This window comes from Streptomyces sp. NPDC048288 (assembly GCF_043201555.1).
In the GTDB taxonomy this organism is placed as follows: domain Bacteria; phylum Actinomycetota; class Actinomycetes; order Streptomycetales; family Streptomycetaceae; genus Streptomyces.
Genome location: NZ_JBICZD010000019.1, coordinates 14,188 through 40,393, shown reverse-complemented (window position 1 = coordinate 40,393; position 26,206 = coordinate 14,188). Strand labels below are relative to the sequence as shown.

General features: G+C 72.8%; 25 protein-coding genes. 16 read left to right on the top strand and 9 right to left on the bottom strand.

Annotation, left to right across the window (positions count from 1 at the left end):
- Positions 1 to 56: 56 nt before the first annotated feature.
- The 4 genes from ACGFZS_RS44940 to ACGFZS_RS44925 are packed head-to-tail and all read right to left on the bottom strand — an operon-like array spanning position 57 to position 3,909.
- The gene (locus ACGFZS_RS44940) at positions 57 to 1,346 is read right to left on the bottom strand and encodes an NAD(P)/FAD-dependent oxidoreductase (protein ID WP_393800029.1); all 1,290 of its coding nucleotides are present in this window, start codon (positions 1,344 to 1,346) and stop codon (positions 57 to 59) included.
- A complete protein-coding gene (locus ACGFZS_RS44935) occupies positions 1,343 to 2,143 on the bottom strand; it encodes an amino acid ABC transporter ATP-binding protein (protein ID WP_393800028.1) in 801 nt (266 codons plus the stop codon). Before ACGFZS_RS44935 ends, ACGFZS_RS44940 begins: the two co-directional genes overlap by 4 nt.
- Complete coding sequence (locus tag ACGFZS_RS44930) at positions 2,140 to 2,934, bottom strand: amino acid ABC transporter permease (RefSeq protein WP_393800027.1); 795 nt, start codon at positions 2,932 to 2,934, stop codon at positions 2,140 to 2,142. The genes ACGFZS_RS44935 and ACGFZS_RS44930 overlap by 4 nt, the downstream gene beginning before the upstream one ends.
- 9 nt (positions 2,935 to 2,943) lie before the next feature.
- The gene (locus tag ACGFZS_RS44925) at positions 2,944 to 3,909 is read right to left on the bottom strand and encodes a substrate-binding periplasmic protein (protein ID WP_393800026.1); all 966 of its coding nucleotides are present in this window, start codon (positions 3,907 to 3,909) and stop codon (positions 2,944 to 2,946) included.
- A gap of 194 nt (positions 3,910 to 4,103) precedes the next feature.
- On the opposite strand from ACGFZS_RS44925, the gene ACGFZS_RS44920 reads away from it, so the two are divergent.
- Positions 4,104 to 5,378 carry a CdaR family transcriptional regulator gene (locus ACGFZS_RS44920; protein ID WP_393800025.1) on the top strand — a complete coding sequence of 425 codons (1,275 nt, stop codon included), beginning with the start codon at positions 4,104 to 4,106 and terminating at the stop codon, positions 5,376 to 5,378.
- A 54-nt stretch (positions 5,379 to 5,432) separates the two neighbouring features.
- Here ACGFZS_RS44920 and ACGFZS_RS44915 read toward each other — a convergent pair whose 3' ends face one another.
- Positions 5,433 to 6,446 carry an acyl-CoA desaturase gene (locus ACGFZS_RS44915; protein ID WP_393800024.1) on the bottom strand — a complete coding sequence of 338 codons (1,014 nt, stop codon included), beginning with the start codon at positions 6,444 to 6,446 and terminating at the stop codon, positions 5,433 to 5,435.
- A 773-nt stretch (positions 6,447 to 7,219) separates the two neighbouring features.
- Positions 7,220 to 7,855, bottom strand: coding sequence for a TetR/AcrR family transcriptional regulator (locus tag ACGFZS_RS44910; RefSeq protein ID WP_393800023.1), 636 nt, complete (start codon positions 7,853 to 7,855; stop codon positions 7,220 to 7,222).
- A 124-nt stretch (positions 7,856 to 7,979) separates the two neighbouring features.
- Here ACGFZS_RS44910 and ACGFZS_RS44905 point away from each other — a divergent pair, with 124 nt between their 5' ends.
- Positions 7,980 to 9,002: an ABC transporter permease gene (locus ACGFZS_RS44905; RefSeq protein ID WP_393800022.1), complete on the top strand. Its 1,023-nt coding sequence runs from the start codon at positions 7,980 to 7,982 to the stop codon at positions 9,000 to 9,002.
- Positions 9,003 to 9,264: 262 nt separating this feature from the next.
- Positions 9,265 to 11,724: a DHA2 family efflux MFS transporter permease subunit gene (locus ACGFZS_RS44900; RefSeq protein ID WP_393800021.1), complete on the top strand. Its 2,460-nt coding sequence runs from the start codon at positions 9,265 to 9,267 to the stop codon at positions 11,722 to 11,724.
- 110 nt (positions 11,725 to 11,834) lie between these two features.
- Here ACGFZS_RS44900 and ACGFZS_RS44895 read toward each other — a convergent pair whose 3' ends face one another.
- Complete coding sequence (locus ACGFZS_RS44895) at positions 11,835 to 12,851, bottom strand: DNA-directed RNA polymerase subunit alpha (RefSeq protein ID WP_365688700.1); 1,017 nt, start codon at positions 12,849 to 12,851, stop codon at positions 11,835 to 11,837.
- 225 nt (positions 12,852 to 13,076) lie between these two features.
- On the opposite strand from ACGFZS_RS44895, the gene ACGFZS_RS44890 reads away from it, so the two are divergent.
- From ACGFZS_RS44890 to ACGFZS_RS44880, 3 genes are all read left to right on the top strand, one after another.
- A complete protein-coding gene (locus ACGFZS_RS44890) occupies positions 13,077 to 13,298 on the top strand; it encodes a hypothetical protein (RefSeq protein WP_355725138.1) in 222 nt (73 codons plus the stop codon).
- Between the two features lie 396 nt (positions 13,299 to 13,694).
- Positions 13,695 to 15,236 carry a flavin-containing monooxygenase gene (locus ACGFZS_RS44885; protein ID WP_393800020.1) on the top strand — a complete coding sequence of 514 codons (1,542 nt, stop codon included), beginning with the start codon at positions 13,695 to 13,697 and terminating at the stop codon, positions 15,234 to 15,236.
- Positions 15,237 to 15,248: 12 nt separating this feature from the next.
- Positions 15,249 to 15,578 (top strand): hypothetical protein, encoded by a 330-nt coding sequence (locus ACGFZS_RS44880; protein WP_393800019.1) that lies wholly within the window; start codon positions 15,249 to 15,251, stop codon positions 15,576 to 15,578.
- Here the strand turns inward: ACGFZS_RS44880 and ACGFZS_RS44875 are convergent.
- Positions 15,575 to 16,240 carry an N-acetyltransferase gene (locus ACGFZS_RS44875; protein WP_393800018.1) on the bottom strand — a complete coding sequence of 222 codons (666 nt, stop codon included), beginning with the start codon at positions 16,238 to 16,240 and terminating at the stop codon, positions 15,575 to 15,577. The genes ACGFZS_RS44880 and ACGFZS_RS44875 overlap by 4 nt on opposite strands.
- A gap of 282 nt (positions 16,241 to 16,522) precedes the next feature.
- On the opposite strand from ACGFZS_RS44875, the gene ACGFZS_RS44870 reads away from it, so the two are divergent.
- The 7 genes from ACGFZS_RS44870 (at position 16,523) to ACGFZS_RS44840 (ending at position 22,461) form a co-directional block, all read left to right on the top strand.
- Positions 16,523 to 16,774: a hypothetical protein gene (locus ACGFZS_RS44870; RefSeq protein WP_355725149.1), complete on the top strand. Its 252-nt coding sequence runs from the start codon at positions 16,523 to 16,525 to the stop codon at positions 16,772 to 16,774.
- A 13-nt stretch (positions 16,775 to 16,787) separates the two neighbouring features.
- Positions 16,788 to 17,993: a flotillin family protein gene (locus ACGFZS_RS44865; protein WP_393800017.1), complete on the top strand. Its 1,206-nt coding sequence runs from the start codon at positions 16,788 to 16,790 to the stop codon at positions 17,991 to 17,993.
- A gap of 139 nt (positions 17,994 to 18,132) precedes the next feature.
- A complete protein-coding gene (locus ACGFZS_RS44860) occupies positions 18,133 to 18,918 on the top strand; it encodes a maleylpyruvate isomerase family mycothiol-dependent enzyme (protein WP_393800093.1) in 786 nt (261 codons plus the stop codon).
- Between the two features lie 187 nt (positions 18,919 to 19,105).
- A complete protein-coding gene (locus tag ACGFZS_RS44855) occupies positions 19,106 to 19,528 on the top strand; it encodes a molybdopterin-binding protein (protein WP_393800016.1) in 423 nt (140 codons plus the stop codon).
- Between the two features lie 208 nt (positions 19,529 to 19,736).
- Positions 19,737 to 20,321 (top strand): RNA polymerase sigma factor, encoded by a 585-nt coding sequence (locus ACGFZS_RS44850; protein WP_393800015.1) that lies wholly within the window; start codon positions 19,737 to 19,739, stop codon positions 20,319 to 20,321.
- The gene (locus ACGFZS_RS44845; RefSeq protein WP_393800014.1) at positions 20,318 to 20,857 is read left to right on the top strand and encodes a hypothetical protein; all 540 of its coding nucleotides are present in this window, start codon (positions 20,318 to 20,320) and stop codon (positions 20,855 to 20,857) included. Before ACGFZS_RS44850 ends, ACGFZS_RS44845 begins: the two co-directional genes overlap by 4 nt.
- 665 nt (positions 20,858 to 21,522) lie before the next feature.
- Entirely contained in the window at positions 21,523 to 22,461 is a 939-nt protein-coding gene (locus ACGFZS_RS44840) for an SPFH domain-containing protein (RefSeq protein WP_355725158.1), read from the top strand.
- Here ACGFZS_RS44840 and ACGFZS_RS44835 read toward each other — a convergent pair.
- A complete protein-coding gene (locus ACGFZS_RS44835; RefSeq protein WP_393800013.1) occupies positions 22,403 to 23,602 on the bottom strand; it encodes an MFS transporter in 1,200 nt (399 codons plus the stop codon). The two genes, ACGFZS_RS44840 and ACGFZS_RS44835, sit on opposite strands and share 59 nt — an antisense overlap.
- A gap of 101 nt (positions 23,603 to 23,703) precedes the next feature.
- On the opposite strand from ACGFZS_RS44835, the gene ACGFZS_RS44830 reads away from it, so the two are divergent.
- From ACGFZS_RS44830 to ACGFZS_RS44820, 3 genes are all read left to right on the top strand, one after another.
- Positions 23,704 to 24,678, top strand: coding sequence for a winged helix-turn-helix domain-containing protein (locus ACGFZS_RS44830; RefSeq protein WP_393800012.1), 975 nt, complete (start codon positions 23,704 to 23,706; stop codon positions 24,676 to 24,678).
- 18 nt (positions 24,679 to 24,696) lie between these two features.
- Positions 24,697 to 25,203 (top strand): glutathione peroxidase, encoded by a 507-nt coding sequence (locus ACGFZS_RS44825; RefSeq protein ID WP_359206952.1) that lies wholly within the window; start codon positions 24,697 to 24,699, stop codon positions 25,201 to 25,203.
- 68 nt (positions 25,204 to 25,271) lie between these two features.
- Positions 25,272 to 26,156: a MerR family transcriptional regulator gene (locus tag ACGFZS_RS44820; RefSeq protein ID WP_393800011.1), complete on the top strand. Its 885-nt coding sequence runs from the start codon at positions 25,272 to 25,274 to the stop codon at positions 26,154 to 26,156.
- Positions 26,157 to 26,206: the final 50 nt, after the last annotated feature.

The following is a 26,206-nucleotide window of genomic DNA, read 5'->3' as shown; positions in this document are numbered from 1 at the left end:
GCAGGGACGGGCGGGCTGATCACTGGCGACCGGGCGGAGGCGCCCTCGGGGACTGTTCAGCTGTGGAGGCGGTCGAAGCGGAACGGGGTGAGGGGGGCGGGGCGGTGGCCGGTGAGGAGGTACTGGGTGAGTCGGTGGCCGGTGACGGGGCCCAGGGTGATGCCGAGCATGCCGTGGCCGGTGGCGGCGTAGGCGTTGGTGCGGCCCGGGACGCGGTCGATGACGGGGAGGCCGTCGGGGAGGAAGGGGCGGCCGCCGACCCAGGGGTCGCGGATCAGGCCGACGAGGTCGTCGGGGTCGTCGAACCAGCGGCCCAGGTAGTGCCGGCTGGCGAGGGCGACGGCGACGACGCGGCGCCAGTCGAGGCGGTTGTTGTTGCCGCTGAGTTCCATCGTGCCGCCGATGCGCGTGGTGGTGCCGATCGGTGAGGCGACGGCCCGGCGCTCGCCGAAGTAGAGGGTGTGCCGGGGTGCCGGGTCCAGGTCGACCGAGAAGCTGTAGCCCTTGCCCGCCTGGAGGGGCAGTGGCCGGCCGAGGCGGCCGAGGAGGGCCGAGGAGCGGGTGCCGGCCGCGATGACGACGGCCGCGCAGGGGATGTCGCCCTGGGTGGTGCGCAGTGCGGTGACCCGGTCCCCGGCGGTGCGGAAGCCGGCGGCCTCCACGTTCTCGTGGAGCTTCACCCCCGACGCGGCGAGCGTCTCGCCGAGCGCGCGGGCGAACGCCTCCGGGTCGACCACGCCCTCCCCCTCGACGAGGTACGCCGCGCGCACCCGGTCCGAGAGCGCCTCGTCCAGCAGCCGGGCCGCGGGTCCGGTGACGACGTCGTCGGGGAGCGGGTAGCGGCCGTCGGCCATCTCCCGCTGGACGGCGAGGTGGTGGCGGGCCTCGGCCGGGGACAGGAAGGCGTGCACCATGCCGGGGCGGGTCAGGGTGGTGTCGACCCCGGCCGCGCGCAGGCCGTCGAAGAGGTCGAAGGTGTCGCGGTTCAGTTCGGCGATCGCCGTGTAGCCGCGCTGGAAGGCGGCCGGTGTGCTGCTGCGCCAGAACCGCCAGAGCCAGCGGACGAACGCCGGGTCGGGCAGCGGTCGTAGGTACAGGGGGGAGTCCGGGCGGCCCAGTGAGCGCAGGGCGTAGCGGACGACGCCGGGGGCCGGGACGGGGGTGGAGTGGCTGAGGCAGACCCAGCCCGCGTTGCCGCGGGAGGCTCCCGAGGCCAGGCCGCGCCGCTCGACGACCTCCACGGGGATGCCGGCCTCGGACAGGTAGTAGGCGGTGCAGAGGCCGACGACTCCGCCGCCGACCACCACCACGGGGCCGTCACCGACGAGACCGGGCTCGGCGGTCATGACCGGGTTCCGTACGAGGCGAGGAACTCCCGGGTCCGGGCCTGGGCGGGGTGGTCCAGGACCTCCTGCGGCCTGCCCTCCTCCACGATCCGGCCGCGGTCGACGAAGACGACGTGGTCGGACACCTCGCGGGCGAAGGGGAGTTCATGGGTGACCAGCAGCATGGTCATGCCGTCCGCGGCCAGCTCCCGCATCACGCTGAGCACCTCCCGGGTGGCCTCCGGGTCGAGGGAGGACGTGGGCTCGTCGAAGAGGAGTACCTCGGGCTTGAGGGCGAGGGCCCGGGCGATGGCGACCCGCTGCTGTTCGCCGCCGGAGAGCATCTCGGGCTGCGCGAGCGCGCGGTGGGCCACGCCGACCCGGCGCAGCAGCGTGACGGCCCGCTCCAGCGCCTCCTGCTCGGGGACCCCGGCCGCGCGCTGGGCCAGTACGACGTTCTCCACGGCGGTGAGGTGCGGGAAGAGGTTGAACCGCTGGAAGACCATGCCGACCGTGCGACGGAGTCCGGGCAGGTCCCGGCAGACCTTGCGGCCGGCCTGGTGCACCACTTCGCCGGCCACTTCGACCGTGCCGTCGTCGGGGGATTCGAGCAGGTTGACGCAGCGCATCAGCGTCGTCTTCCCGCCGCCGCTCTGCCCGATGACGCTCACGATGCTGCCCCGGTCGACCTCCAGGTTCACGTCGTCGAGGACCGTACGGCCGTCGAAGGCCTTGCGGAGCCCTCGGATGCGTACGACCGCCTCGGTGGGCGACGCGATCGCGGTGTCGGTCTCGGCGGTGGTCACGGGCTCGGTCATACGACCGCCTCCTTCCGGTCGGTTGCCGCGGTTCCGGTGCCGGATCCGGTGCCGGGCCCGGTTCCGGTGCCGAGGTCGGCGGCGAGCAGGGCGCGGGCGGCGCGGATCCGCCGCCGTCGCCAGGGGGACAGCGGGACGCCGGCCCGTACCTTCCGCTCCAGCAGCAGGAGCAGTTGGGAGAGCGGGTAGCACAGGACGAAGTAGACGGCGGAGATGACCAGGTAGACCTCCAGCGCCCGGAAGGTGGCCGAGGTGATGAGCCGGCCCTCCGACATCAGCTCGGCGGCGGAGATGGTGACGAGCAGCGAGGTGGACTTCAGCAGGTCGACGAGCATGGTGTTGGTGCCGGCCAGGGCCAGCCGGACGGCCTGCGGCAGGACCACGTGGCCGAAGATGCCGGCCCGGCCCAGGCCCAGTGCCTCGCCCGCCTCGGTCTGTCCGGTGTGCACGCCGCTGATCGCGGAGCGGAAGATCTCGGAGAGGTAGGCGGCGTAGAAGACGACGAGGCTCAGGCAGCCGGCGGTGAACACGTCGAGCCGGATGCCGGCCGAGGCCAGGCCGAAGTAGGCGAGGAAGATGATCGCGAGGAGGGGGACGTTCTTGAACACCTCGGTGTAGACGGCGGCGAGGGCCCGGGCGGGCCAGACCCGGCTCAGCCGGAGCAGGGCCACCGCGAGGCCGAGGACGACCGCGCCGGCGAAGCTGACCACGGTGTAGGAGACGGTGCGGCCGAGCGCGGCGACGAGGTCGGGGCGGTAGTCGGACCAGGGAACCTGGAAGAATCCGGACATGTCATCCCCTCACTGGCCGGCGGAGCCGCTGGATCCGGCGGAGCCGATGGTCGGCGGGGTCCAGTCCGCGGGCCGGTCCACGCCCCGGCGTGCGGTGGCCATGTCGGCGGAGGGCTTGAGGAATTGTTCCGGGTCGCCGCCGTACTTCTTGATGAGCTTGGCCAGTTCGCCGTTCCGGTACATGGCGTCGATCTGCGCGGAGATCGCCTTCTCCAGCTTCGGCTCCTGTTTGGGGAGGTAGAAGCCGGTCTGGTACGGCTGGAAGTAGGAGTAGGCGGGCTTGGCCTTGACCTGCGCGGCGGTGGGCGGGGTGAGGTACTCGGTGCTGATCTTGAGGTCGGGGCGTTCCTTCTGGGCGGCGATGATGAGGAGCGGGTCGAGGAAGCCGACGTCGATACGGCCCGCGCCGAGGTCGTCGAAGACTCCGTTGGCGTCGGGGTAGGCGTGCAGCTTGGCGCCGGGCACGGACTGGATCGACTTGACCCAGACGTAGCCCTCGACGGTGCCGAGGTTCAGGTTCTCCAGGTCGTCGACCGTCCTGTAGGTCTTGCCGTCGCGGACGGCCATCGCCGGGGGCGAGTAGTAGGGCGGGTCGGTGAACAGGCCCTGCTTCTGCCGCTCGGCGGACCAGGCGACGCCGCCGATGGTGATGTCGACCCGGCGGGACTGCACCCCGGCGAGCATGCCGGCGAAGTCCGTCACCTGGGGTTTGATCTCCAGGCCGAGCTTCTTGGCCGCGTAGGCGAGGATGTCGCCGTCCAGGCCGACGATCTTCCCGTCCTTGACGGTGGTGTACGGCGCGTACGGCTCGACGGCGACCTTGATGACGCCGGGCGTGAGGGTGCCCAGCGCGGCGGTCTTCGCGGAGACGTTCTTCGGCGCGTCGTCACCGCCCGAGCCGCAGGCGGCGGCGGAGGAAAGGAGGAGGAAGGTGGACAAAGAGGCGGCGATGGAGCGCACACGGATCATCGGCATGAGCCTTCCGTTCCGGCTGAGGGAGCCCGCCGTTCACCGCTCTGTGCCCCCGGCGGGGATGTGATTGGGGCCATACGTTAAGGAGCGGCCCGCCGTACGTCACCGGTCACTTCGTACACAGTTGTGGCCGGAATCGTTCCCTCCCCTGTACGGTACGTCCAAGCCCGGCCCGCCCCGTGACGGGAGGAACGCCCGTGCTGAGCCCCTCACTCGCGCAGGAGATCGCCGGGGACACCTCCGCCGTCATCGGCTTCAACGTGCTGATCACCGATGCGCAGGGCATCGTCATCGGCAGCGGCGACAGCAGCCGCGTCGGCACCTTCCACGAGGCGTCCGTGCAGGTCATCCGCACGCAGGAGGCCGCCACGCACGACGCGTCCCAGGCTCAGCTGCTGCGCGGGGTGCGCCCCGGGATGACCCTGCCGCTGATCGCGGGCGGGCAGGCGGTGGGGACGGTCGGGATCACCGGCACGCCGACCCAGGTCCGGCGGTTCGGCCTGCTGGTGAAGCGTCAGACGGAGATCCTGCTGCGCGAGTCCGTGATGCTGCGCTCCCGGCTGCTGGCGGAACGCGCGGGCGAGAAGCTGCTGGCCGACATCGCCACCTACGACCCCGAGGTCGTCGAGGGTGAGTTCCTCGTGTTCCGGGCCGCCGAACTCGGCTTCGACCTGCGGCTGCGGCGGGTCGCGGTGGCGTTCGAGGTGACCGTGCCCGTCGCAGGCGCCCCCCGTCAGGCCGCCCCCCGCCTGGCACTGGTCCGTTCGGAACTGCTCCGTACCGTCGGTGAGGTCTTCGCCGACCCCCAGGACATCGTCGCCACCACGGCCCCCGGCTGGATCGGTGTCCTGCACCGGATTCCGGCCGGGAGCTCCACGGCGTCCCTGGCCGCCGACTGCCGGCGGGTCACCGACGTCATCGCCGCCCAGGACGGCCTGGCCGCCCGTGCGGGCATCGGCGAGCCGGCCGCGTCCGTCGGCGGGCTGCACGACTCCTACCAGGACGCCTGCGACGCGCTCCGCCTCGGTACCCGGCTGGCGAGCGGCTCCCCGGTCCACCTCATCACCGATCTGCGCGTCCACCAGGTCCTGACCTCGGTGAGTCAGTCCGCCCGCAACCGGCTGCTCGACCTCACCACGGCGGACCTGCGCGCCCAGCCGGACTGGCCGGCGCTCCGCGACACGGTCACCGCCTGGTGCGAGAGCGGGTTCAACCTCGTCAGGGCCTCCGAGGCCCTGCACGTCCACCGCAACACCGTCGTCTACCGGATGAACAAGATCGAGCAGATCACCGGCCGCCCGCTGCGCGAACACCGCACCACCATGGCGCTCTACCTCGCCTGCCTGGCAGACCAGTTGGGCGGCACCGCCGACTCCGACTCCGACTCCGCCGCACCACGACATCGCCGGGAGCGTCGAACGACGCCGGTGAAGAGGCCCGGCGATCCGGGCGGCCGGCCGAGCGCGGGCTGAACCGGGCGACGCCGGCCGACCGGGTCCTGGACGGCGACGGGTGTTCGGGCCGGGTCAGCCCGTGGACTCGTTCGGGACGGCCTGTTTGGGCAGGAGCCGGGTGGTGAGGCGGTCCGGGTTCGGCCAGCGGACGTCGTGGGCCCAGTGGAGTTTTTCGAAGGTGCGGATGAGGCGGGCCGCGGGGTCGAGTTGGCCGGGGAGTACGCCGTGGCGGGCGCTGGTGGGGTCGGCGTGGTGGGAGTTGTGCCAGCTCTCGCCGAAGGAGAGCAGGGCGAGGGGCCAGAAGTTGGTGGCTTTGTCGCGGCTGTCGAAGGGGCGGCTGCCGGCGACGTGGCAGATCGAGTTCACCGACCAGGTGACGTGGTGCAGGAGCGCCATCCGGATGACGCCGGCCCAGAAGAAGCCGGTCAGGGCGCCGGTCCAGGTGCCGGTGGCGAGGCCGCCGATCAGCGCCGGGGTCAGGAGGGAGACGGCGGTCAGGGGGCCGAAGAGGTTGCCGATGAGCCGCAGGTCGGGGTCGGCGGCGATGTCGGGGGCGAACCTGGACCGGTTGCTCAGTTCGCGCTTCAGCATCCAGCCGATGTGGGCGTGCAGGAGTCCCTTGAGGAGTGCGCGGGTGTCGGTGCCGTAGCGCCAGGGCGAGTGGGGGTCGCCCTCGCGGTCGGCGAAGGCGTGGTGGCGGCGGTGGTTCGCCACCCACTGGACCGGGGAGCCCTCGATCCCCAGCGAGCCCGCGACGGCGAGGGCGATCCGCAGGCCCCGCCGGGCCTTGAACGAGCGGTGGGTGAAGAGGCGGTGGTAGCCGACCGTGAGTCCGGCCAGGGAGACGACGTAGAAGACCACGGCCATGGCGAGGTCCAGCGCGGACAGGCCCCAGCCCCAGGCGAAGGGCACCACGGCGATCAGGGAGACCGGCGGGGCGAAGACGAAGATCCACATCGCCACACCCGCCGCGGCCGTCTGGGGAGCGTCCAGCAGGGGCTTGGCCCCGGAATCGGCTTGGGGTGAGGTGGCGGCGGGTTCGGTACGGGCGGTGTCGCCCGGGTTCATCGGAGGCATGGAGGTCATCGGTTCCTCACCATCGCTCAGGCTTTACGGAGCCGGTGGTGGACCGACCTGCATCGCGCGCCCGGGTGGTTTCGGGCGCGTTCGGCGGTCCGTTGCCCACGATCGCACCGGGCGGCATCCGCGCAGGTCGTCGCCGATGGCCAGGGCGTGAACGTCGCGGAACCGGATCTCCGCGGGCGGCGGCCGGGCCAGCCTCCGGTGCCCGGTTCCGGCATGTGCGGAAGCCGAGCGGAGGGGCGCCGGTGACGCGCGGGGTTGCGGAGCGCTTCCGCGGATTCGCCGGCAAAGGGCCGCGCGCGGCCGGTGCGGCAGGCCCGGGGCGGAGACGGTGCGGCAGGGCCGGGCGGAGGCGGTGCGGCAGGGCCGGGCGGAGGGGCGGTGGTGGCGCGCGGGGTTGCGGAGCGCTTTCGCGGATTCGCCGGCGAAGGGCCGGCCGCGCGGCCAGTGCAGCAGGGCCGGGCGGAGGCGGTGCGGCAGGGCCGGGCGGAGGCGGTGCGGCAGGGCCGGGCGGAGGCGGGGCGGCAGGCCCGGGGCGGAGGGGCGCTGGTGGCGCGCGGGCGGAGGGGCGGTGGTGGCGCGCGGGCGGAGGCGGTGCGGCTGGGGTTCGTCCGCTTCGTCGGCGGGGTCTTCGGGGGGGGGTGGGTTGTGATGAGTGTGCGGGCCGGTGGGGGCTGGTCGCGCGGTTCCCCGCGCTCCTTCGGGGGCGCTTCACGTCCCCGGGTCCGTCGCCAGGACGGTGCGTGAGGAGCCGAGGGTCCGGCGGACCCGCCCGCTCAGGCGCCGACGCCCGTGCCGCCGTCCCGCACGCTCATCAGTGCCCGCAGGCCGTCCTGGAGGACCTCGACCGGTGCCGGTCCGAAGAGGGCCTGCTGGGCGAGGAAGCCCATCGCGCCGGCCATCATGGTGCGGGCCACGTGGGTCGGGGGCGTGTCCCTCGGCATCATGCCGGCTTCCTGGTACGCCTCGACGACCCGCGTCCAGGCGCCGAGTACGGCGGTGTAGCCCTCCCTCATGGTGGCGGCCAGCTCCTCGTTGCGGAGCGTCTCCGCCCAGACCTGGATGACCAGTCGCGGGAGGGCGGGGCGCCCGTCCACCGTCAGGGACTCCTTGGTGGCGAGGACACGGCCGAGGACGGACGGCACGAGGACGTCCGGGGGCGGGGGCGGGGTGCTGCGCGCCGCCTCCTCGAAGCCCTCGTGGACCTGGCCGAGCACCTCGCCGACGATCGCCGCGATGAGCTCCTCCTTGCCCCGGAAGTAGCGGTACACGGCCCCGGCCGACAGGTCGGTCTCCTTCAGCACGTCCTGCATCGACGTGGCGTGGAAGCCGTTGCGGGCGAAGCACAGCGCGGCGCCGTCGAGGATCTGCCGGCGTCGGGCGTCGAAGTGTTCCTGGGTTACGCGGGGCATGGCCACCAATCTAAAACGAACGTTCCTTCTTGACAAGTGCACACCGGCGGAGGACGGTGGGCGGCGACATAAAACGAACGCTCATTCTCTCAGCAGTCGCCCGGAGAACCCGGAGAGGAACCCCATGTCCACCGCACACGCCACCCACGCCAGGGAACGCGACCGGCGCAACCTGCGCCCTGTCGCGGCGGTCGCACTCGTACCCCTTCTCGCCGCACTCGCCCTCTGGGCCTTCGCCTGGCCCGCGGCCCGTATCGCCCCGCGTGACCTGCCCCTCGGCGTGGCCGGCCCCACCGCCGCGACGGCCCGGCTGGAGCAGCGACTGGAGCACCGGAAGGGCGCGTTCGAGATCCACCACTACGCCGACGAGGCCGCCGCCCGGGGCGCCGTCGAGGACCGGAGCGTGTACGGCGCGGTCGTCGTCACCGACCGGGGACCGGAGTTGCTGACCGCCTCCGCCGCCGGTCCGATCGTCGCGCAGCTGCTGCGGCAGGCGTTCGAGGAGCAGGCGGCCGCGAGCGGCACGCAGCTCACGACGGTCGACGTGGTCGCGGCCCCGGCGAACGATCCCCGCGGTTCCGTGCTGAGCTCCAGCGTGCTGCCGCTCGCCCTCGCCGGGATCGCCGCGGGGGCGGCGGTCACCCTGCTCGGGCTGCGCGGCCGTCGCGCCGTGATCGTGCTGGTGGCCGGCGCCGGGCTGGTCGGCATGGCCGCGGCGGGCCTCGCGCACAGCTGGCTCGGGGTGCTCACCGGCGACTGGTGGACGGAGGCCGGCGTCCTCGGGCTGGCGACGCTGGCCGTGGGCGCCGCGGTGGCCGGGCTGGCCGCGCTGCTCGGACCGGCCGGGCTGGGGCTCGGGGCGAGCCTGATGATGCTCCTGGGCAACCCGTTCTCCGGCGCCTCCTCGGCCCCGCAGATGCTGCCCGACCCGGCCGGCAGGATCGGCCAGTGGCTGCCGCCGGGGGCGAGCGCCACCCTGCTGCGCTCGGTGTCGTACTTCGACGGCGCGGCGGCGACCGGGCCCGCCCTGACGCTCACCTGGTGGGCCGCGCTGGGCCTGGGGGCCGTACTCGTCGGCGGCGCGCTGAAGGCGCGGACGAAGGCCGCCGGGCCGGTCACCGAACGGGACCTCGCCCCCGTCGGCTGACTGCCAGGGGGGGTGCGGACACCCCCGGCAACGCAATGAGCAAAGGGAAAGCAAAGAGGCGGTCGAGCCTCATCACCGCATTGATCAGCTTGAATGTGACATCGCTCAAACCCTTTGCATTTCGCTCCTGAAATGCCTAGCCTCCAAGTGTACGAAACTGTTTCGATCAGTTTGCGGAGCGGCAGCCCCGGCGGCGACGCATCGACCGCAGAAACCACCAGCACCACCAGCACCACTAGCACCGTTTCCGGAGAGCACTGCCATGTCATCCACTTCTGTCGACGCGCACGCCGACGCCGCGTCAGCCGCGTCCGCGTCCATCGCGTCCTCGTCCGCCCGGGGTGCCAAGCACCAGGCACCGCACCGGTGGTGGGTACTGGCCGTCATCGGCCTCGCCCAGCTGATGGTGGTGCTCGACTCGACGATCGTGAACATCGCCCTGCCGTCCGCCCAGCAGGACCTGGGGTTCTCCAACGACGGCCGGCAATGGGTGGTCACCGCCTACTCGCTGGCCTTCGGATCGCTGCTGCTGCTCGGCGGCCGGCTCGCGGACTTCTTCGGCCGTAAGACGACCCTGCTCATAGGCCTGATCGGGTTCGCCGGCGCCTCCGCGATGGCCGGCGCCTCGCAGAACCTGACGATGCTGATCGTCGGCCGGGCCGTCCAGGGCGTGTTCGGCGCGCTGCTCGCGCCCGCCGCGCTGTCCCTGCTGACCACGACCTTCACCGATGCCAAGGAACGCGCCAAGGCGTTCGGCGTCTACGGCGCGATCGCGGGCAGCGGTGGTGCCATCGGCCTGCTGCTCGGCGGCGTCCTGACCGAACACCTGAACTGGCGGTACACCCTCTACGTCAACCTGCCGATCGCGGTCGTCGCGGTGATCGGCACGATGGTGTTCGTGCACCGCCCCGCGAAGGGCGCGCGTCCCCGGCTGGACGCGCTGGGCACGCTGCTCGCCGCGGGCGGCATGTTCTCGCTGGTGTACGGCTTCGCCAACGCCGAGACCCACCCGTGGGGCAACTGGATGGTGTGGGCGTTCCTGGCCGCCGGTGGCGTGCTGCTGGCTCTCTTCACGTTCTGGGAGACCCGGACCGCCCACCCGCTGCTGCCGCTGCGGGTGCTGGCCGACCGCAACCGCGCGGCCGCCTATCTCTCCGTGTTCGTCACCGGTGCGGGCATGTTCGGGATCTTCCTGTTCCTGACCTACTACCTGCAGGAGACGCTGGGGTACTCACCGGTCAAGACCGGTCTGGCCTTCCTCCCGATGATCGGGGCGCTGATGGTGTTCGCGCAGCTGGCCACCATCGTCGTGGTGCCCCGGGTGGGCGCCAAGCCGATCGTCCCGGTCGGCGCGCTCCTCGCGGCCGCCGGCATGGTCTGGCTCACCCGGCTCGACCTGCACTCGGCCTACACCTCGGACGTGCTGGCGCCGCTGCTGATCATGGGTGCCGGTATCGGCATGGTGATGCCGCCCGCGATGAGCCTGGCCACCCTCGGTGTCGCCCCGCAGGACCAGGGCGTCGCCTCGGCGACCACCAACACCATGCAGCAGGTCGGCGGTTCCATCGGCACCGCGCTGTTCTCCACCCTGGCGGCGACCTCGGCGACCGACTACGTCAAGGACCACCACCCGGTGACCCCGCTGGTGAAGGCCAACGCCGCGCTGCACAGCTACGCCACCGCCTACTGGTGGGCGGCCGGCTTCTTCGTCGTCGCCGCCGTCCTCGCGGCGGTGCTCTACCGCAAGGGCAGCCCGCTGGCCCAGACCCGGATCCAGGACCAGGACCAGTCCCAGGATCAGGCCCAGGACCAGGCCGAGGGCATGGCCGCGACTGCGTTGGAAGCGGAAGAGGAGGCCACGCCCCTGGTCCGGCCCCGGGCCGCGACCCTGATGGATCTGCCGGGTCCGGCAGCGGGGGGTGTGCCGGTGTACGGCCGGGTGCTGGCGGCCGGCGGCGGTGTCCCGGTGCCGGGTGCCGTGGTCACGCTGATCGACCCGGCGGGGCGGCAACTCGGCCATGCCCTCGCCGACTCGGCGGGCCGCTACACGGTGCAGGTCCCGGCCGCGGGCCCGTACGTCCTGGTCGGCTCGGCCGCCGGGCGCCAGCCGCAGGTGGCCACCCTCTCGGTGGGCGGCTCCCCGGTCGAGTACAACCTGGTGCTGACCGGCACCACCGGGGTGACCGGCAGTGTCCGCTCCGCCGACCGCCCGGTGACCGGAGCCCTGGTGGTCGCCACCGACCTGTACGGCGAGGTGGCGGACTCCACCGTCACCGGCGCCGACGGCGGCTACCGGCTCGGCGAACTGACCGCCGGGGAGTACGTCCTGACCGTGAGCGCCGTGGGCCACCGGCCCACCGCCACCACGGTGGCCGTCGGGGACGCCGGGGCCGCGCAGGACGTGTTCCTCGCTCCGGCCGCCGCGGTCCGCGGCACCATCCGCGGCAGGAGCGGCTCGCCGCTGACCGACGCCCGGGTGGCCCTGCTCGACTCGGCCGGCAACGTGGTCGCCACCCGCACCACCGGCGAGGACGGCGAGTACGCCTTCCCGGATCTGCCGGGCACCGAGTACACGGTGGTCGCCTCCGGCTATCCGCCGGTGGCCGCCCCGGTCCGGGTGCACGGCGTCGGGCAGGACGGCTTCGACCTCTACCTCTCCCACGAGGAGCAGGAGACGAACGGGACGGAGAGCACGCCGGAAACCGGCGGACCGGCCTTCTAGAGGACGGCTGCCCCCGAGCCCTCCCGGGCAGTCCGGGAGGGCTCGGGGCCGGCGTTGCGATCAACACCGGTCGGCACCGATAAGTACCGGTCAGTACCAGTCAGTACCGGTCAGTACTGCTCGGTCTCCATGAAACCCGCGTTGCCGTTGTCGTCCGCGTCGAAGGCGGCGGCGGTGGGGTCGAATCCGGGCGGGCTGTCCTTGAGGGCCAGGCCCATGCCGGCCAGCTTCGCCTTGACCTCGTCGATGGACTTCGCACCGAAGTTGCGGATGTCCAGCAGGTCCGCCTCGGAGCGCGCCAGGAGCTCGCCCACCGAGTGGACGCCCTCCCGCTTGAGGCAGTTGTAGGAACGGACCGTGAGCTCCAGTTCCTCGATCGGCAGCGCCATGTCGGCGGCCAGGGCGGCGTCCGTGGGGGACGGGCCCATGTCGATGCCCTCGGCGTCGATGTTCAGCTCGCGGGCGAGACCGAACAGCTCCACCAGGGTCTTGCCGGCCGACGCCATGGCGTCGCGCGGCCGCATGGCCTGCTTCGTCTCGACGTCGACGATCAGCTTGTCGAAGTCGGTCCGCTGCTCGACACGGGTCGCCTCGACCTTGTACGTGACCTTGAGCACCGGCGAGTAGATCGAGTCGACCGGGACGCGGCCGATCTCCTGGCCCAGCTGCTTGTTCTGGACGGCGGAGACGTAACCGCGGCCGCGCTCGACCGTCAGCTCCATCTCCAGCTTGCCCTTGCCGTTGAGCGTGGCCAGGACCAGGTCGGGGTTGTGCACCTCGACACCGGCCGGGGGCGCGATGTCGGCGGCGGTGACCAGACCCGGACCCTGCTTGCGCAGGTACATCACCACGGGCTCGTCGTGCTCCGAGGAGACGACCAGCTGCTTGATGTTGAGGATCAGGTCGGTGACATCCTCCTTGACGCCCGGCACGGTGGTGAACTCGTGCAGCACGCCGTCGATCCGGATGCTGGTGACAGCAGCGCCGGGAATCGAGGACAGGAGGGTACGGCGGAGAGAGTTGCCGAGGGTGTAGCCGAAGCCCGGCTCCAGCGGCTCGATCACGAACCGGGAGCGGAATTCGTCGACGACCTCTTCGGTCAACGAGGGACGCTGAGCAATCAGCACGGGGTATGGCCTCCAGTGTTTGGCGCCCGCTATGTGACGCCGTAGTCCAGAAAGGGTACGGGCGGTTCGGCCACCGAAGAAGCCGAACCGCCCGAGCCCGCCCGTCCGGGCGCCGGTCGGCGGGCTCGGCGGAGCCGTCGAGAAGGGCCCCGGAGGTAGGAGGTCGGCCACTCCTGCCCCCCGGATTCGGCCACCGGCATGGTTCCTGGGCGCATACTGGGGACGATGACAAAGCCTGCTGCACCGAAGCGTCACTTGCCCACCAGCCCCTTCAAGGCCCCGGTCGTCCCGGCTCTCAAGCACTTCGCTGTCGGCGACCAGGTCAACCACGACATGTACGGCCTCGGCCGGGTGATCGGCATCGAGGACGGAATCGCGGCACTCGTGGATTTCGGCTCGACGCAGATGCGGATCCTGAGTCCGTACGCCAAAATGACCAAACTGTAGGACCGCTGTGCCCGGTCACGGCACGCCAGGCCCCCTCCGGGGCCTGTACCGAAAGCGAGAGTTCTCATCGATCTGACGTCGCTGTTCTCCGCCCTGGAAGGGCAACCCCGCCGCGCCGCCGCGGCATCGCCGCCTCCGGCGACCAACCCCTTCCAGGCCCCGGACTTCGGGGAGGACGACACCTATCTGCACGACGAGGACGCACTCGGGCCCGCCTCGGGCCTGCGTGCCGCACGACCCAAGGCGGCTTGATTCCCACACGTACCGGAGAGGGGTGGAACCGACCAGGTTCCACCCCTCTCGGATGTCCGTCGGGTGGAGTCGTCGTGCGGAGCCGTCGTGTCGAGTCGTCGTGTGGAGTCAAAGAATCGGACGTCCTGTTCGCAGACTGGGGACATGACCCGCACCAGTAGCGCTCCCAGGGAAGCGGCGCCCGAACACCTCGACGTGGTGATCGTGGGCGCCGGACTGTCCGGCATCGGTGCCGGGTACCGGATCCGGTCCGAGTGCCCCGACCGCTCGTACGCGATCCTGGAGGCCCGGGACGCGATCGGCGGGACCTGGGATCTGTTCCGCTACCCCGGGGTGCGCTCCGACTCCGACATGTTCACGCTCGGCTACCCCTTCCGTCCCTGGCGAGGACGGCAGACGCTGGCCGACGGGGAGTCGGTGCTGAACTACGTCCGGGACACCGCCGCCGAGTCCGGCGTCGACCGGCACATCCGCTTCCGTACCAGACTGCTGCGCGCCGACTGGTCCACGCCCGAGGCCCGCTGGACCCTGACCGTGCGCGAGACCGCCGCCGACGGCACCACCCGCACCCGGACCCTGACCTGTGCCTTCCTGTACTCGTGCACCGGTTACTACGACTACGACCGCGGGCACGACCCCGACCTCCCCGGCCGGGAATCCTTCACCGGCACCGTCGTCCACCCGCAGTTCTGGCCCGAGGACCTGGACCACCGGGGCAGGCGGGTCGTCGTCATCGGGAGCGGGGCCACCGCGGTCACCCTCGTACCGGCGATGGCCCGGGACGCGGCGCATGTGACGATGCTGCAGCGGACGCCGACCTGGATCGTCTCCCGTGCCCAGCGGGACCGGGTCGCCGAGGCGCTGCGCGTGCTGCTGCCGGGCGGGGTGGCGCACCGCGCCGTACGGGCCCGGAACATCCTGTTCGGCACCGCCTTCTACGAGTACTGCCGGCGCCGCCCGGAGTCGGCGCGCGCGCTGCTGACCAGGGCGACGCTGCGCGCGGTCGGCGACGAGAGGTCCGTACGGGAGAACTTCACGCCGCCGTACGCGCCTTGGGACCAGCGGCTGTGCGCGGTGCCGGAGGCCGACCTGTTCCGGGCGCTGCGCTCGGGGGCGGTGGACGTCGTCACGGACCGCATCGAGACGTTCGTCCCCGAGGGCGTCCGGCTGCGGTCCGGGCGGACCCTGCCGGCCGACATCGTGGTCACGGCGACCGGTCTGCGGCTGCTGCCGCTGGGCGGCGTCGCGTTCACCGTCGACGGGCGGCTCCTCGATCTGCCGGGGCAGTTCGTCTGGCGGGGCGCGATGCTGACGGGCGCCCCCAACCTCGCCTTCTGCATCGGCTACACGAACGCGTCCTGGACCCTGCGGGCGGATCTCAGCTCCCGTCTGGTGTGCAAGGTCCTCAACCACATGAGCCGCCGGGGGTACCCTGCGGTCGTACCGGAACCCGCCGGGCCGCTGGGCACGCGCCCGCTGATCGACCTGGCCTCCGGCTATGTGCGGCGTTCCATCGCCGCCTTCCCGCAGCAGGGCGACCGGGCCCCGTGGAAGGTGCGCCAGAACTACGTCCTGGACTCCCTGACCACCCTCCACTCCGGCCTCGACCGCACCCTGCGGCCGGTCCCGACCACCCCGGCCGCCCCGACCACCGCCGACGGCTCGCCCGCCGGACCGGCCCGATAGGTGAATCAGCTGATGGACATGTCCTCCCGGGAGGTTCGCCTGCCCCTCGACGAGGTCGTCGCGGTGCTGCGGGACCTGAACGAGTTCGTCGTCTCCCTCGACCGCATCGGATCCCGTCAGGCGTCGGGAACCGCCGACGAGTTCACCGTCGGTGCCTTCGTCGCGGAATGGGATGTAGCCCGGCGGCTGGCGCATGCCCGGCGGGTCATCGGTGTGGCGCTGGACGCGCAGTTGAGCGGGGAGGAGAACGCCGAGATCGACGCCCTGTGCGAGCGGGGCCGGTTCTACGGGACGGAGGGCGAGGGCGAGGGCGGTTCGTCCTCCGGACGGTCCGCGTCCTAGTGCCCCTCGGCCGGCGCGTCCTCCGTGCGGGCGGCCGGTGCCGAAGGTCCGGCGCCACGGCAGCGGGTCACCGGGCCGGTGGCGGTGTGCTGTACCCACCGGATGCCGATCTCCCGGCCGTTCGGCAGGGTCTGGCGGGACGGGCCGTCGGCGGGGACGAAGCGCGCGGCCGTCAGCGCCGGTGCGGTCTCCGCGTGCCCCGGGTCGTATGCCACCCGGACGGTCCGAAGGCCCAGGTGGGTATGGCCCAGCACCGCGGCCGCCCCGACCAGCTCCACGATGAACGCCTGGTCGCGAGCGTGCGGAGCCAGCCAGGCGCTCAGCTGCCCGGAGGCGGGGTCCAGCTCGGTGGCCCCGGCGTATCTGCCGTCGTCCGTACGCACGCCGATCAGGGGCACGGTGCCGGGGCTGGGTTCCATGGTGCGGGCCAGCAGCCGGCGGATCCGGACGGACGACCGGAGGGCATCGGTGTCGCCCGGGCGCAGCGCCAGCAGGGCCTCGCGGGCCTCTTCGCCGAGGATCCGCTCCTCCTCCCAGCCGAGCCACTGCTGGGCATCGGGGTCCGAGGCGGCGGCCAGGGCGGCCGCCAGGTCCAGCCATGATTCCGGGCTGTAGAGCAGCAGCCGCGCCGTGCGCAGGGTGTGCCGGCGATGCCCGCACACGCCGGGCAGCGGGAGTCTGGGCGCCGCTCTCCCCCGCCGTCTCCGTGACCAGAACACGTGCCCCCCTGGAGAACCCCGCGGCCGAGTCGGCCGGGCTCGACGCCGACTCGACGCTCGACGCCGACCGGGCGGAGTCTAATGCGCCGCCCGTGCGATATGGCCGCCCGTGCGATATGGCCGCCCGCCCGTGCGATATGGCCGGTGCTCTCCCGGCCGTTGGGTCCCGGGCCGAGTGGGTTTATCGTCGGAATCATGGGGCCAGGACGAGGAGGACGGCCGGTGATGCCGCAGGACGAGGCCGTGATCGGCCGCATGGGGAAAGTACTCATCGGAACGCGCGGTTCCGGCGGCCCCGGCGAGGTCCTGGTCCGGGTCAGAGGCGGTTCCGAAACGTTTCTCGCCTGGTCGGAGGAGCCCCTGCCCGTGGGTGCCACGGTGCTCGTGATCGAATCACGGGGATGCCGCGAGGTCGGCGTCATCGAATGGGCGGATCCATTGGACGCGCTCGGCGGGGACACCGCCGAGGCCGGCTGAGGAGTAACAGGAAATGTTCGGATACCGCGTACCCGCTCCCGACGAGGCGATGCTGATCTCGGGGGGCAGGCGGGGACTGGGGGGCGCGCCGTTCCGAGTGGTGACGGGGCACGGCAAGTTCGTGCTGCCGGTCTTCCGGAAGGTCCGGTTCCTCACCCTGTCCATGTGCGAGTCCGAGGTCACCGAGACCTGTGTGACGAGACAGGGCATCGCGCTGCACGTCCGCGCGGTCATCGCCTTCAAGGTCGGCAACGACCACGAGAGCATCATCAACGCCGGTCAGCGCTTCCTCTCCGACCAGGAGCAGATGTCGGTGCTCACCGGCCGGATCTTCGCCGGTCACCTGCGGGCCATCATCGGCTCGATGACCGTCGAGGAGATCGTCACCGAGCGGCAGAAGCTCGCCGCGGAGGTGCTGGACACCTCGAAGACGGAGATGGCGAAGATCGGCCTGATCGTCGACTCGCTGCAGATCCAGTCCATCGACGACGGCGACACCGGCTACATCGACGCCATGTCCGCCCCGCACAAGGCGGCCATCCAGCGGCAGGCCCAGATCGCCCAGGCCCAGGCCACCCAGGCCTCGGCCGAGGCGGAGCAGGCGGCGGCCCGCAAGCAGGCCGAGTACGCCCGGCAGACCGCGATCGTCAAGGCCGAGTACTCCGCCGAGGTGGACCGCGCCCAGGCGCAGGCCGGGCAGGCCGGACCGCTGGCGCAGGCGCACGCCCAGCAGGAGGTGCTGGCCGCCCAGACGGAGCTGGCCCAGCGCCAGGCCAAGCTGCGCCAGGAGCAGCTGGTCGCCGAGGTCGTGCGGCCCGCCGAGGCGGAGGCCGAGCGGGTCAGGATCCTCGCGGCGGCCGAGGCGCAGCGGATGAAGATCCAGGCGGAGGCGGCGGCCTCGTACGACCGGGTCGCGCTCGACCGGATGCTGATCGACCAGCTCCCGCAGATCGTCAAGGAGGCCGCCGGTGGCCTCGCCGGCGCCAACGTCAACGTCCTCAACGGCGCCGACGGCCTCGGCGAGATCGCCGCCGGCCTGGTGTCCCAGGGCCTGACGATCCTCGACTCGGTCCGGCAGAACCTGAGCGGCGCGGACCCCGACGGCCAGCGCCCCGACGGCGGGCGCCCCGCGGAGAGCGGCGCCGGCGGCGGCCTGCTCCAGCTGCCCACCAGCAAGGGCCGCAAGCCGAGCGACGACGGTCCGGTGGACGTCGACTGACCGCTCGGCCGGCGGATCGTTCCGGAGCAAGAGCACCGCGTCGTCCGAGAGCGCGCGGCCCGGCCGCCGGGCCGCGCGCTCCGGCGGCGAAATTCGCTGTCCGGCGGCCGGAGCACGGTGATAGACACCCGGTGTGGCCATGACACCCGAGTTCTCCGACCTGCGGCGGCTGATCGACGAACGGTCGACCGGCTTCCGTGCCGCGGTCGCCTCCGCGCCCGGTCTCGACGTGCGGGTGCCGACCTGCCCCGAGTGGACGCTGTTCGATCTGGCGGAGCACCTGGGCGGGGGCGACCGCTTCTGGGCCGCCGTCGTCGGCGCGGGACCCGCCGACGGTCCGCCGGCCGAGGCCGTCGCCGAGCGGGCCGCCGTGGCCGCGCCGCGGGAGCGTGAGGCTCTGCTGGCCTGGCTGGCCGAGTCGACCCGGCTGCTGCTGAGCGCGCTGCGCGAGGCGGGCGAGGAGCGCGGTTGCTGGACGTGGTGGGGTGCGTCGCAGTCGCCGCGGAACTCCGGTGCCGTCGCCCGGCACCGGGTCCAGGAGACCGCGGTGCACACCTACGACGCCCAGGTCGCCCAGGGCGCCCCGCGGCCGCTGCCGGACGAGGTGGCGCTCGACGGTCTGGACGAGTTCCTGTCCACCTGCGTCGCGACACCGGCCGCCTGGCCGCACAAGCCCACCGCCTTCGACTTCCACGCCGCCGAGGGCCGCTCCTGGCGCCTCACGGTCGACGGGGACGGCGCACGGTCCACCCGTCTGCCCGCCGCCGTCACCGGCGAGGGCCCGGACGCGCCCGGCGTCTCCGCCAGGGGCACGGCCGGCGAGCTGGTCCTCTTCCTCTACGGCCGTGTCCCGGCGGACTCCGTGCGGATCGACGGAGACGGGGGGCTGTTCGACCTGCTCCGCGCCTGGGAGCCGGACGAGTAGGCCGTAGGCGGCGCGGCCGCTCGGCAACGGTTTCGCCGAATTGCCAGGGGCGGGCGAAGGCTCGGGTGGCGGATGCGACGGGGAGCGCACCGGCCGTCGCCGAAGCGGCTAGGTTGTGGGCACGCGGCCAGTACAAAGGCTGCCAAATCACCCTTCCCCCGCCCCTCTCCCCCTGAGGTGTTCCGTCATGAGCCTGAGCATCCGCAATCAGATTCCCGGCACCGTCACCGCCGTCGCGCCCGGGGAGGTGATGGCGACCGTGAAGGTGCGTCTCGACGGCGGTCAGGAACTCACCGCCGCGATCACCCTGGAGGCGGTGAAGGACCTGGGGCTCGCCGAGGGGTCGGCCGTACGGGCCATGGTGAAGTCCACCGAGGTCGCGCTCGCCACCGGCCGGGTGGCCGGCGTGTCCATCCGCAACCAGCTGCCGGGCACGGTCAGCGAGGTCGCCACCGGCGGGGCCATGGCCACGGTCAAGGTCGCCGTCGACGGGGGTCAGCACCTCACCGCGGCGATCACCAAGGACGCCGTCACCGACCTGGGCCTCGCGGCCGGTTCACCGGTCGTGGCGCTGGTCAAGGCGACCGAGGTGGCCCTCGCGACCGCCTGAGTCCGATCGTCGCTCCCTCGCTCCCTCACTCCCTCGCTCCGGAAGTCACCTGCTCGGCCTCTCCGTGAGGCAGTGCTCTCGTAACGCTCTTCCGCTCGTCGACAAGTAGGAGATGAAGGCCGGCCCGCCCCCGAGCCGGGCCGGCCCTCGTCCGCCGGGCGGAACGTCCGCACGGCGGGTGATCCGATGAGTCAAGAGAGGTGGTCGCGTGCACGCAGCGAGAGATCCTGCCGCGTTCGAGGAGTTCTACCGGCGCCATGTCGACGGTGTGACCCGGTTCGTGGCGCGGCGGATCGCCGATCCGCACCTGGTCGCCGATCTCACGGCCGACGTCTTCCTGGCCATGCTCGACTCGGCGGACTCCTACCGCGCGGGCCACGGCAGCGAGACGGCCTGGTTGTACGGCATCGCGCGCAACGTCGTGTCGGTCGAGTGGCGGCGGGCGGCCCGCGAGTCACAGGCCACCCGGCGGATCGCGGGGCGTCGGCTCCTGGAGCCGGACGACGTCGTCCGGCTGGAGGAGCGCATCGACGCCGAGGCGGCCGCACGGCACCACCTCAAGGCGCTGGCCGGACTCCCGGAGGGCGAGCGCGCGGTCCTCGAACTCGTCTACGTGGACCAGCTGACCGTCGCGGAAGCCGCCGTGGCGCTCGGTATACGCCCGGTCGCTGCACGCGTGCGGCTGCACCGCGCCCGCAAGGCGCTGCGCGCCGCCATCAAGCACGCCGAGCAGACCGGCGGACCGTCCGGCTCCGACGCCAATTCACTGTCGTACGTGAGGGGAAACGCATGAACACGACCTTCGAGGACCGGCTGCTGGACGAGCTCAAGGGGGAGGTGGTGCGGCGCGCGGCCGGGGCCGGGCCCGTGGCCGTCGTGTCGCGCCGCGTGGTGACCCCTCGCCGGGCGGGCCTGGCGCTGGCCGCCTGCGGGGCCGCGGCGGCGTTCGCCGTCGCCCTGCCGGGCGCGGGAACCACCGCCGCGTACGCGGTCCAGACGCACCCGGACGGCACCGTCACCTTCACCCTGGAGGACGTCCGGCTCAGCGGGCCCCAGCAGCGGGACCTGGTGCGGAAGCTGACGGACGCGGGCGTGCACACCCAGGTGAACAAGGTGCCGGCGGGGCAGCGGTGCCACGACCCCGAGGCCTCCATGGCGGACAACGAGATCGTCAAGGTCGACATCGCCCCCGACGGCCAGCAGCCGCAGCCGTGGCACCGGACCCTGCACCGGGGCGACACGGTGCGGATCGACAACTCGGCCCACGGGGTCGTCTACACCTTCCTCAAGGGCGAGATCTCCCCCTGCGTGCTGGAGCCGATCGACTGACCCGTGCCTGAGGCCCGCCCGGCGCCACGCGCCGGGCGGGTCCGGCAGGGACAGCAACGCCCGCGGCGGCGAGGACGGCGTACAGACCGGCACGGCCGTCGGGACGGGGAGCGCGGGGTGAGGGGGGACCGCCGTCACGCGAGGACCACGTGATGGATGGCGCAGGCCGCTGTCGGGGCCGTAGGTGATCAGCGGGGTGCCGGCCGGCTCGGGCAGGGTCAGGTCCGGCCGCCGGGCCTGCGGGCGGTCCGCGGCCACGACGGCGACGATCTCGTCCCGAACCAGGACCCGGTGCCCGAAGCCCGGGTCGAGCCCCCCCGGGCGGTACGGCGACGAACGCCGCGTCCAGGGAGCCCTGCCGTACCTTCGGCGACACCGACCACCACTTCGGCCGGCTGTGCGCGGTGCCGTACGACGACCCGGCCTATCCCCGGGACTACTACGGCAAGGTCCACTGGTCCTACCGGGACGGGGACGCTGGAGGGCGCCCGGTTCGGGCTCGGCGCCGCCCCGCCGAAGACCGGCGGCTCCGCTTCCCCGTGGGGCCCGGCGCGCTTTCTTTACGTACTCCTGACGCGGGCACCCGCATCCGGGCGGGCCCCGCCGGTGTCATCCTCCATGTCCGGAATCTTGTCCGGATCACGTCGAGAATGGAGTGTGTGCCCATGGACGGCGCCGTTGTCGGGGGCGTACTGGTCGTCGTGCTGGCCCTGCTCGTGCTGCGCAGCGGGATGCGGGTGGTCAACCAGGTGGAGCGCGGGATCGTGTTCCGCCTGGGCAAGGCGCAGCCGGAGTTCCGGCGCCCGGGGATCACCTTCCTGATCCCCTTCGTCGACCGGATGCGCAAGATGAACGTGCAGGTGGTCACCATGCCGGTGCCCACCCAGGAGGGCATCACCAAGGACAACGTGTCGGTGAAGGTCGACGCCGTCGTCTACTTCCGGGTGACCGACCCGGTGCGGGCCGCCATCGAGGTGCAGGACTACGTCTTCGCCGTCGGCCAGGTCGCCCAGTCCTCCCTGCGGTCCATCATCGGCAAGAGCGACCTGGACGACCTGCTGACCGACCGTGAGCGGCTGCACGAGGGCCTCGCCCTGATGATCGACAGCCCGGCCGCGGAGTGGGGCATCCACATCGACCGCGTCGAGATCAAGGACGTACAGCTTCCGGAGTCGCTGAAGCGGTCCATGTCCCGGCAGGCCGAGGCCGAGCGGGAGCGGCGGGCCCGGGTCATCACCGCGGACGGCGAGTTCCAGGCCGCGCAGCAGCTCGCCAACGCCTCGAAGATCATGTCCGACACCCCCGAGGCGATGCAGCTGCGGCTGCTGCAGACCGTCGTCGAGGTCGCCGCCGAGAAGAACTCCACGCTCGTGATGCCCTTCCCGGTCGAGATGCTGCGCTACTTCGACCGGGCGGCCAAGCGACTCGACCAGGAGGTCGAGAAGAACGAGCGGGAGCTGGACGGCCCGGAGGGGCAGGCCGCGCTCAGGGCCGGGATCGAGCAGATCGCCTCCGTCGCCGACAAGTTCACGCCGGCGCCGGAGCTCACCGCGCCGCGGGAACCGGAGCCGCAGGAGCCGTCCGCTCCCGTCGAGCGGCCGTAGCCAGCGCCAGCGTCACGGCGAGCGACACGCCCGCGAGGAGCGTCATCGCCCGGGCGGGCGAGGTGAGTTGCGCCACCGAGCCCGCCAGCGCGGCGCCCACGCCCTGCATGGTCAGCATGCCGGCCGAGTGCAACCCGAGGGCGTGGCCGCTGAGTTCGTCGGGGGTCAGCCTCATCAGCCGCTCCTGCTGGACCAGGCTCGCGCCGAACCCGACGGAGGCGACGGCGGCGCAGCCCGCGGCGAGCGCGAGCGGCGGGTGCAGGGCGAGGAGCAGGTAGGGCGTGGCCAGCAGCAGGAGCAGCGGGGTGGCCGCCCGGGTGCGGACGGCGGGCGGGAGCAGCCGGCCGACGGTCACGTCCCCGGCGAGCATGCCGAGGGCCGCGCAGGCGAAGAGGGTGCCCGCCGAGCCGGGGGCGTACGGCACGTACAGCGACTCGCAGCCGACGACCAGGCCGTTGGGCACCCACAGGCCGAGATAGGTGAGCCGGCGCGGGCGCGAGGACCACAGCAGGGTGTTGGTGCGCCAGGTCGCGGCGGCGGAGGGGCGGCCGGCGGCGCGCGGCGGGCGGGCGGTCAGGCCGAGGCGCAGGGCGAGCGCGGCCGTCAGGTAGAGGCCGGCCGCGAGCAGCAGGCAGACGCGCGGGGAGACGGCGGCGAGCAGTGCGCCGCCGGTGGCGTAACCGGCGATCTGCACCAGCCCGCTCGCCATGTTGAACAGCGAACGCCCCGGCAGATAGCCGTCCTTGGCGAGGATCTCGTTCAGCAGCCCCCAGCGGACCCCGCCGCCCAGCGCGGCGACCAGGCCCAGCAGCAGGACGACGGTGAGCAGCGCGCCGGCCGGGAGGCCGGGCAGGGCCAGGCCCGCGGTGGCGACGGCGAAGACGAGCGAGATCGCGGCGAGGGTGGTGCGCGGGGGCAGCCGGTCCGCGCCGGAGAGCAGGAAGGTCGCGCCCAGCACCTGGGCCAGCGAGGGCCCGAACATGCTCAGCGCCGAGAGCAGGGGTGAGCCGGTGGAGCGGTAGACGAGCGTGCCGAGGGCGAGGCCGCCGACGGTACCGCCCGCGTTGTGGGCGGCGGCACCGAGGAAGAGCGGGGTGAACTCGGGCGTGCGGAACAGGGACCGGTAACGGGTGGTGGGCATGACGGGGAGTCTCGGGGGAGCCCGGCCTGGGCGTTATTGTTTCGCGCGGACGCGAAAGGTCCTCGCGGCCCCGCGGCCGTTCTCACGACCAGGAGACCCTCTTGGGCTGGTGGCAGCTGAACGCGGACACGCTCGCCCGTAGCCGCTTCGTGGTCTCCCCCTTCGCCGAGACCTTCGCGAGCCTGCGGCTGCTGCACGGCGGGACCGCCGCGCACCCCGGTGAGCGGGCCTGGCTGGACGCGCGGCTGCCCGGCTACCGGGCGCGGCTCGCCGCCGACCCGGTCACCGCCGCGCTCGTCCGCGCCGGTCTCGGCCGGGTGTGGACCGCCGACTTCCTCACCCCCACCCCCCGGGACGGCGAGAGCGCCGGGGAGGGCATCGCACGGGTGCGGGCCGCCCGCCCCGACGCGGCCCGCGCGCACCTGCGGACCGCCCTGGCCGGCCCGCTCCCCGCCGTCCTGGACCGCGACGACCTGCCCGACCGCGCGGCCGACCTGCTGACGTACGTGTGGGAGACGGCCGTACGGCCGTCCTGGGAGCGCCGGCGGCGGATCCTGGAGGCGGACGTGGTGGCCCGTACCGCGCAGGTCAGCCGGGGCGGCTGGGCCGAGGTGCTGGACTCGGTACGGCCGGGCCGGACCCGCTGGCTCGGCGCCAACCGGCTCCAGGTCAACCTGCACGAGTACCCGCCCCGCGAGATCTCCGGCGCCGATCTCCTCCTCGTCCCGGTCACCCCCAAGTCCGGCTGGGTCTCCTGGGAGGAGCCGGACCGCTACGCCCTCGTCTACCCCTGCGCCGGCGCGCTCTCCGACCCGGCCGCCCGGAGCGTCCCCGCCGCCCTGACCACGCTCCTGGGCGGCGCGCGCGCCGGCGTGCTGGTGCTGCTGGAGACGCCTCTGAGCACCACCCAGCTGACCGCGGTGACCGGCCAGGGCCTCGGCTCGGTCGGCCGGCATCTGAAGGTGCTCCTCGACGCCGGTCTGGTGGAGCGGCGCCGGGCCGGCCGGTCGGTGCTGTACTCGCGGACGGCGGCCGGGGACGCGGTCGTGGAGGCCGGGAACCGTTCCGCCACTTAGCGGAGTTAGAGTCCGCTTATGACGACTACTGAGAACAACGGGTCCGTGCTCGATGTCGAGATCGACGCCCTGCAGGGCGGCTCCGCCGGCCTCGCGGGCTACGGCGGCAAGGCCGTCCTCATTGTCAACGTGGCCTCCAAGTGCGGCCTGACCCCGCAGTACAGCGGCCTGGAGCGGCTCCAGGAGCGGTACGCGGCGCAGGGCTTCACCGTGCTCGGGGTGCCCTGCAACCAGTTCATGGGGCAGGAGCCCGGCAGCGCCGAGGAGATCGCCGAGTTCTGCTCGGCGACGTACGGCGTGACCTTCCCGATGACCGAGAAGGTCGAGGTGAACGGCGAGGGCCGGCACCCGCTCTACGACCGGCTGGTCGGGTTCGCCGACGGCGAGGGGCACACCGGGGACATCCGCTGGAACTTCGAGAAGTTCCTGGTCGGCCGGGACGGGCAGGTCGTCGCCCGGTTCTCGCCGCAGGCCGAGCCGGAGTCGGCGGAGGTCGTGGCCGCGGTGGAGGCCGCCCTCGCCTGAGTCCGGGTTGACCTTGCCCCTGGGGCAGGGACGAGCCTCCTGGTCACCGGGCGGAACGGATCCGCCCGGTGACGGAGGATGTGGCCGTGGACGACGAGGAACTGCTCACGATCGGCGCGTTCGCCTCCCGCTCCCGGCTCTCGGCGAAGGCACTGCGCCTGTACGACCGGCTCGGGCTGCTCGCCCCGGCGCACGTCGACGAGGCGACCGGCTACCGCTACTACCGGGCCGGCCAGGCGGAGCGCGCCCGGCTGGTGGCGCTGCTGCGCCAGCTGGACATGCCGCTGGCGCGGATCGCCGAGGTGGTCGGGGCGGTGGAGACGGCGGACGGTGACACCGCCGCCGGGCTGCTGAGCGGCTACTGGGCGGATGTCGAGGCGCGGCTCGCCGGGCAGCGGACGCTGGCCGCATACCTCCGTGGACGGCTGTCCGGGAGGAGTACGGAGATGTACGAGACGTTCGTGGTGGAGACGGTGCGGGTACCGGCGCAGGTGGTGATCACCGAGACCCGGCACACGCTGGCGGACGAGCTGCCCGCCTGGATCGGGGCCTCGCTGGGCCGGCTGGAGGCCGCTGCCCGGGAGTGCGGGGGGATGACCGGGGCGCCGTTCGTCGTCTACCACTCCGAGGTGTCCATGGAGAGCGACGGCCCCGCGGAGGCCTGTGTCCCGGTGGCGGACGAGGCGGCGGCCCGGGCCTGGGCGGAGCGGCAGGGGCGGGCCTGGGAGACGAAGGTGCGCGTCGAGCCGGCGCGCACGCTGGCGTACACGCGGATCCGCAAGGCGCAGGTGGCGCATCCGCAGATCCTGGCGGCCTTCGAGGCGGTGGAGCGCTGGGTGGCCGGGCAGGGCGGTCTGGAGTACGACGGTCCGTGCCGGGAGGTCTACTTCGCGGACTGGGACGCGGCCGGGCCCGAGGACCCGGTCTGCGATGTGGCGTTCCCCGTCCGGTGACCGGGCACAAGCCGAGCCCCCTCGGCAAGGACGGCGGGCTGGTCGAGAGG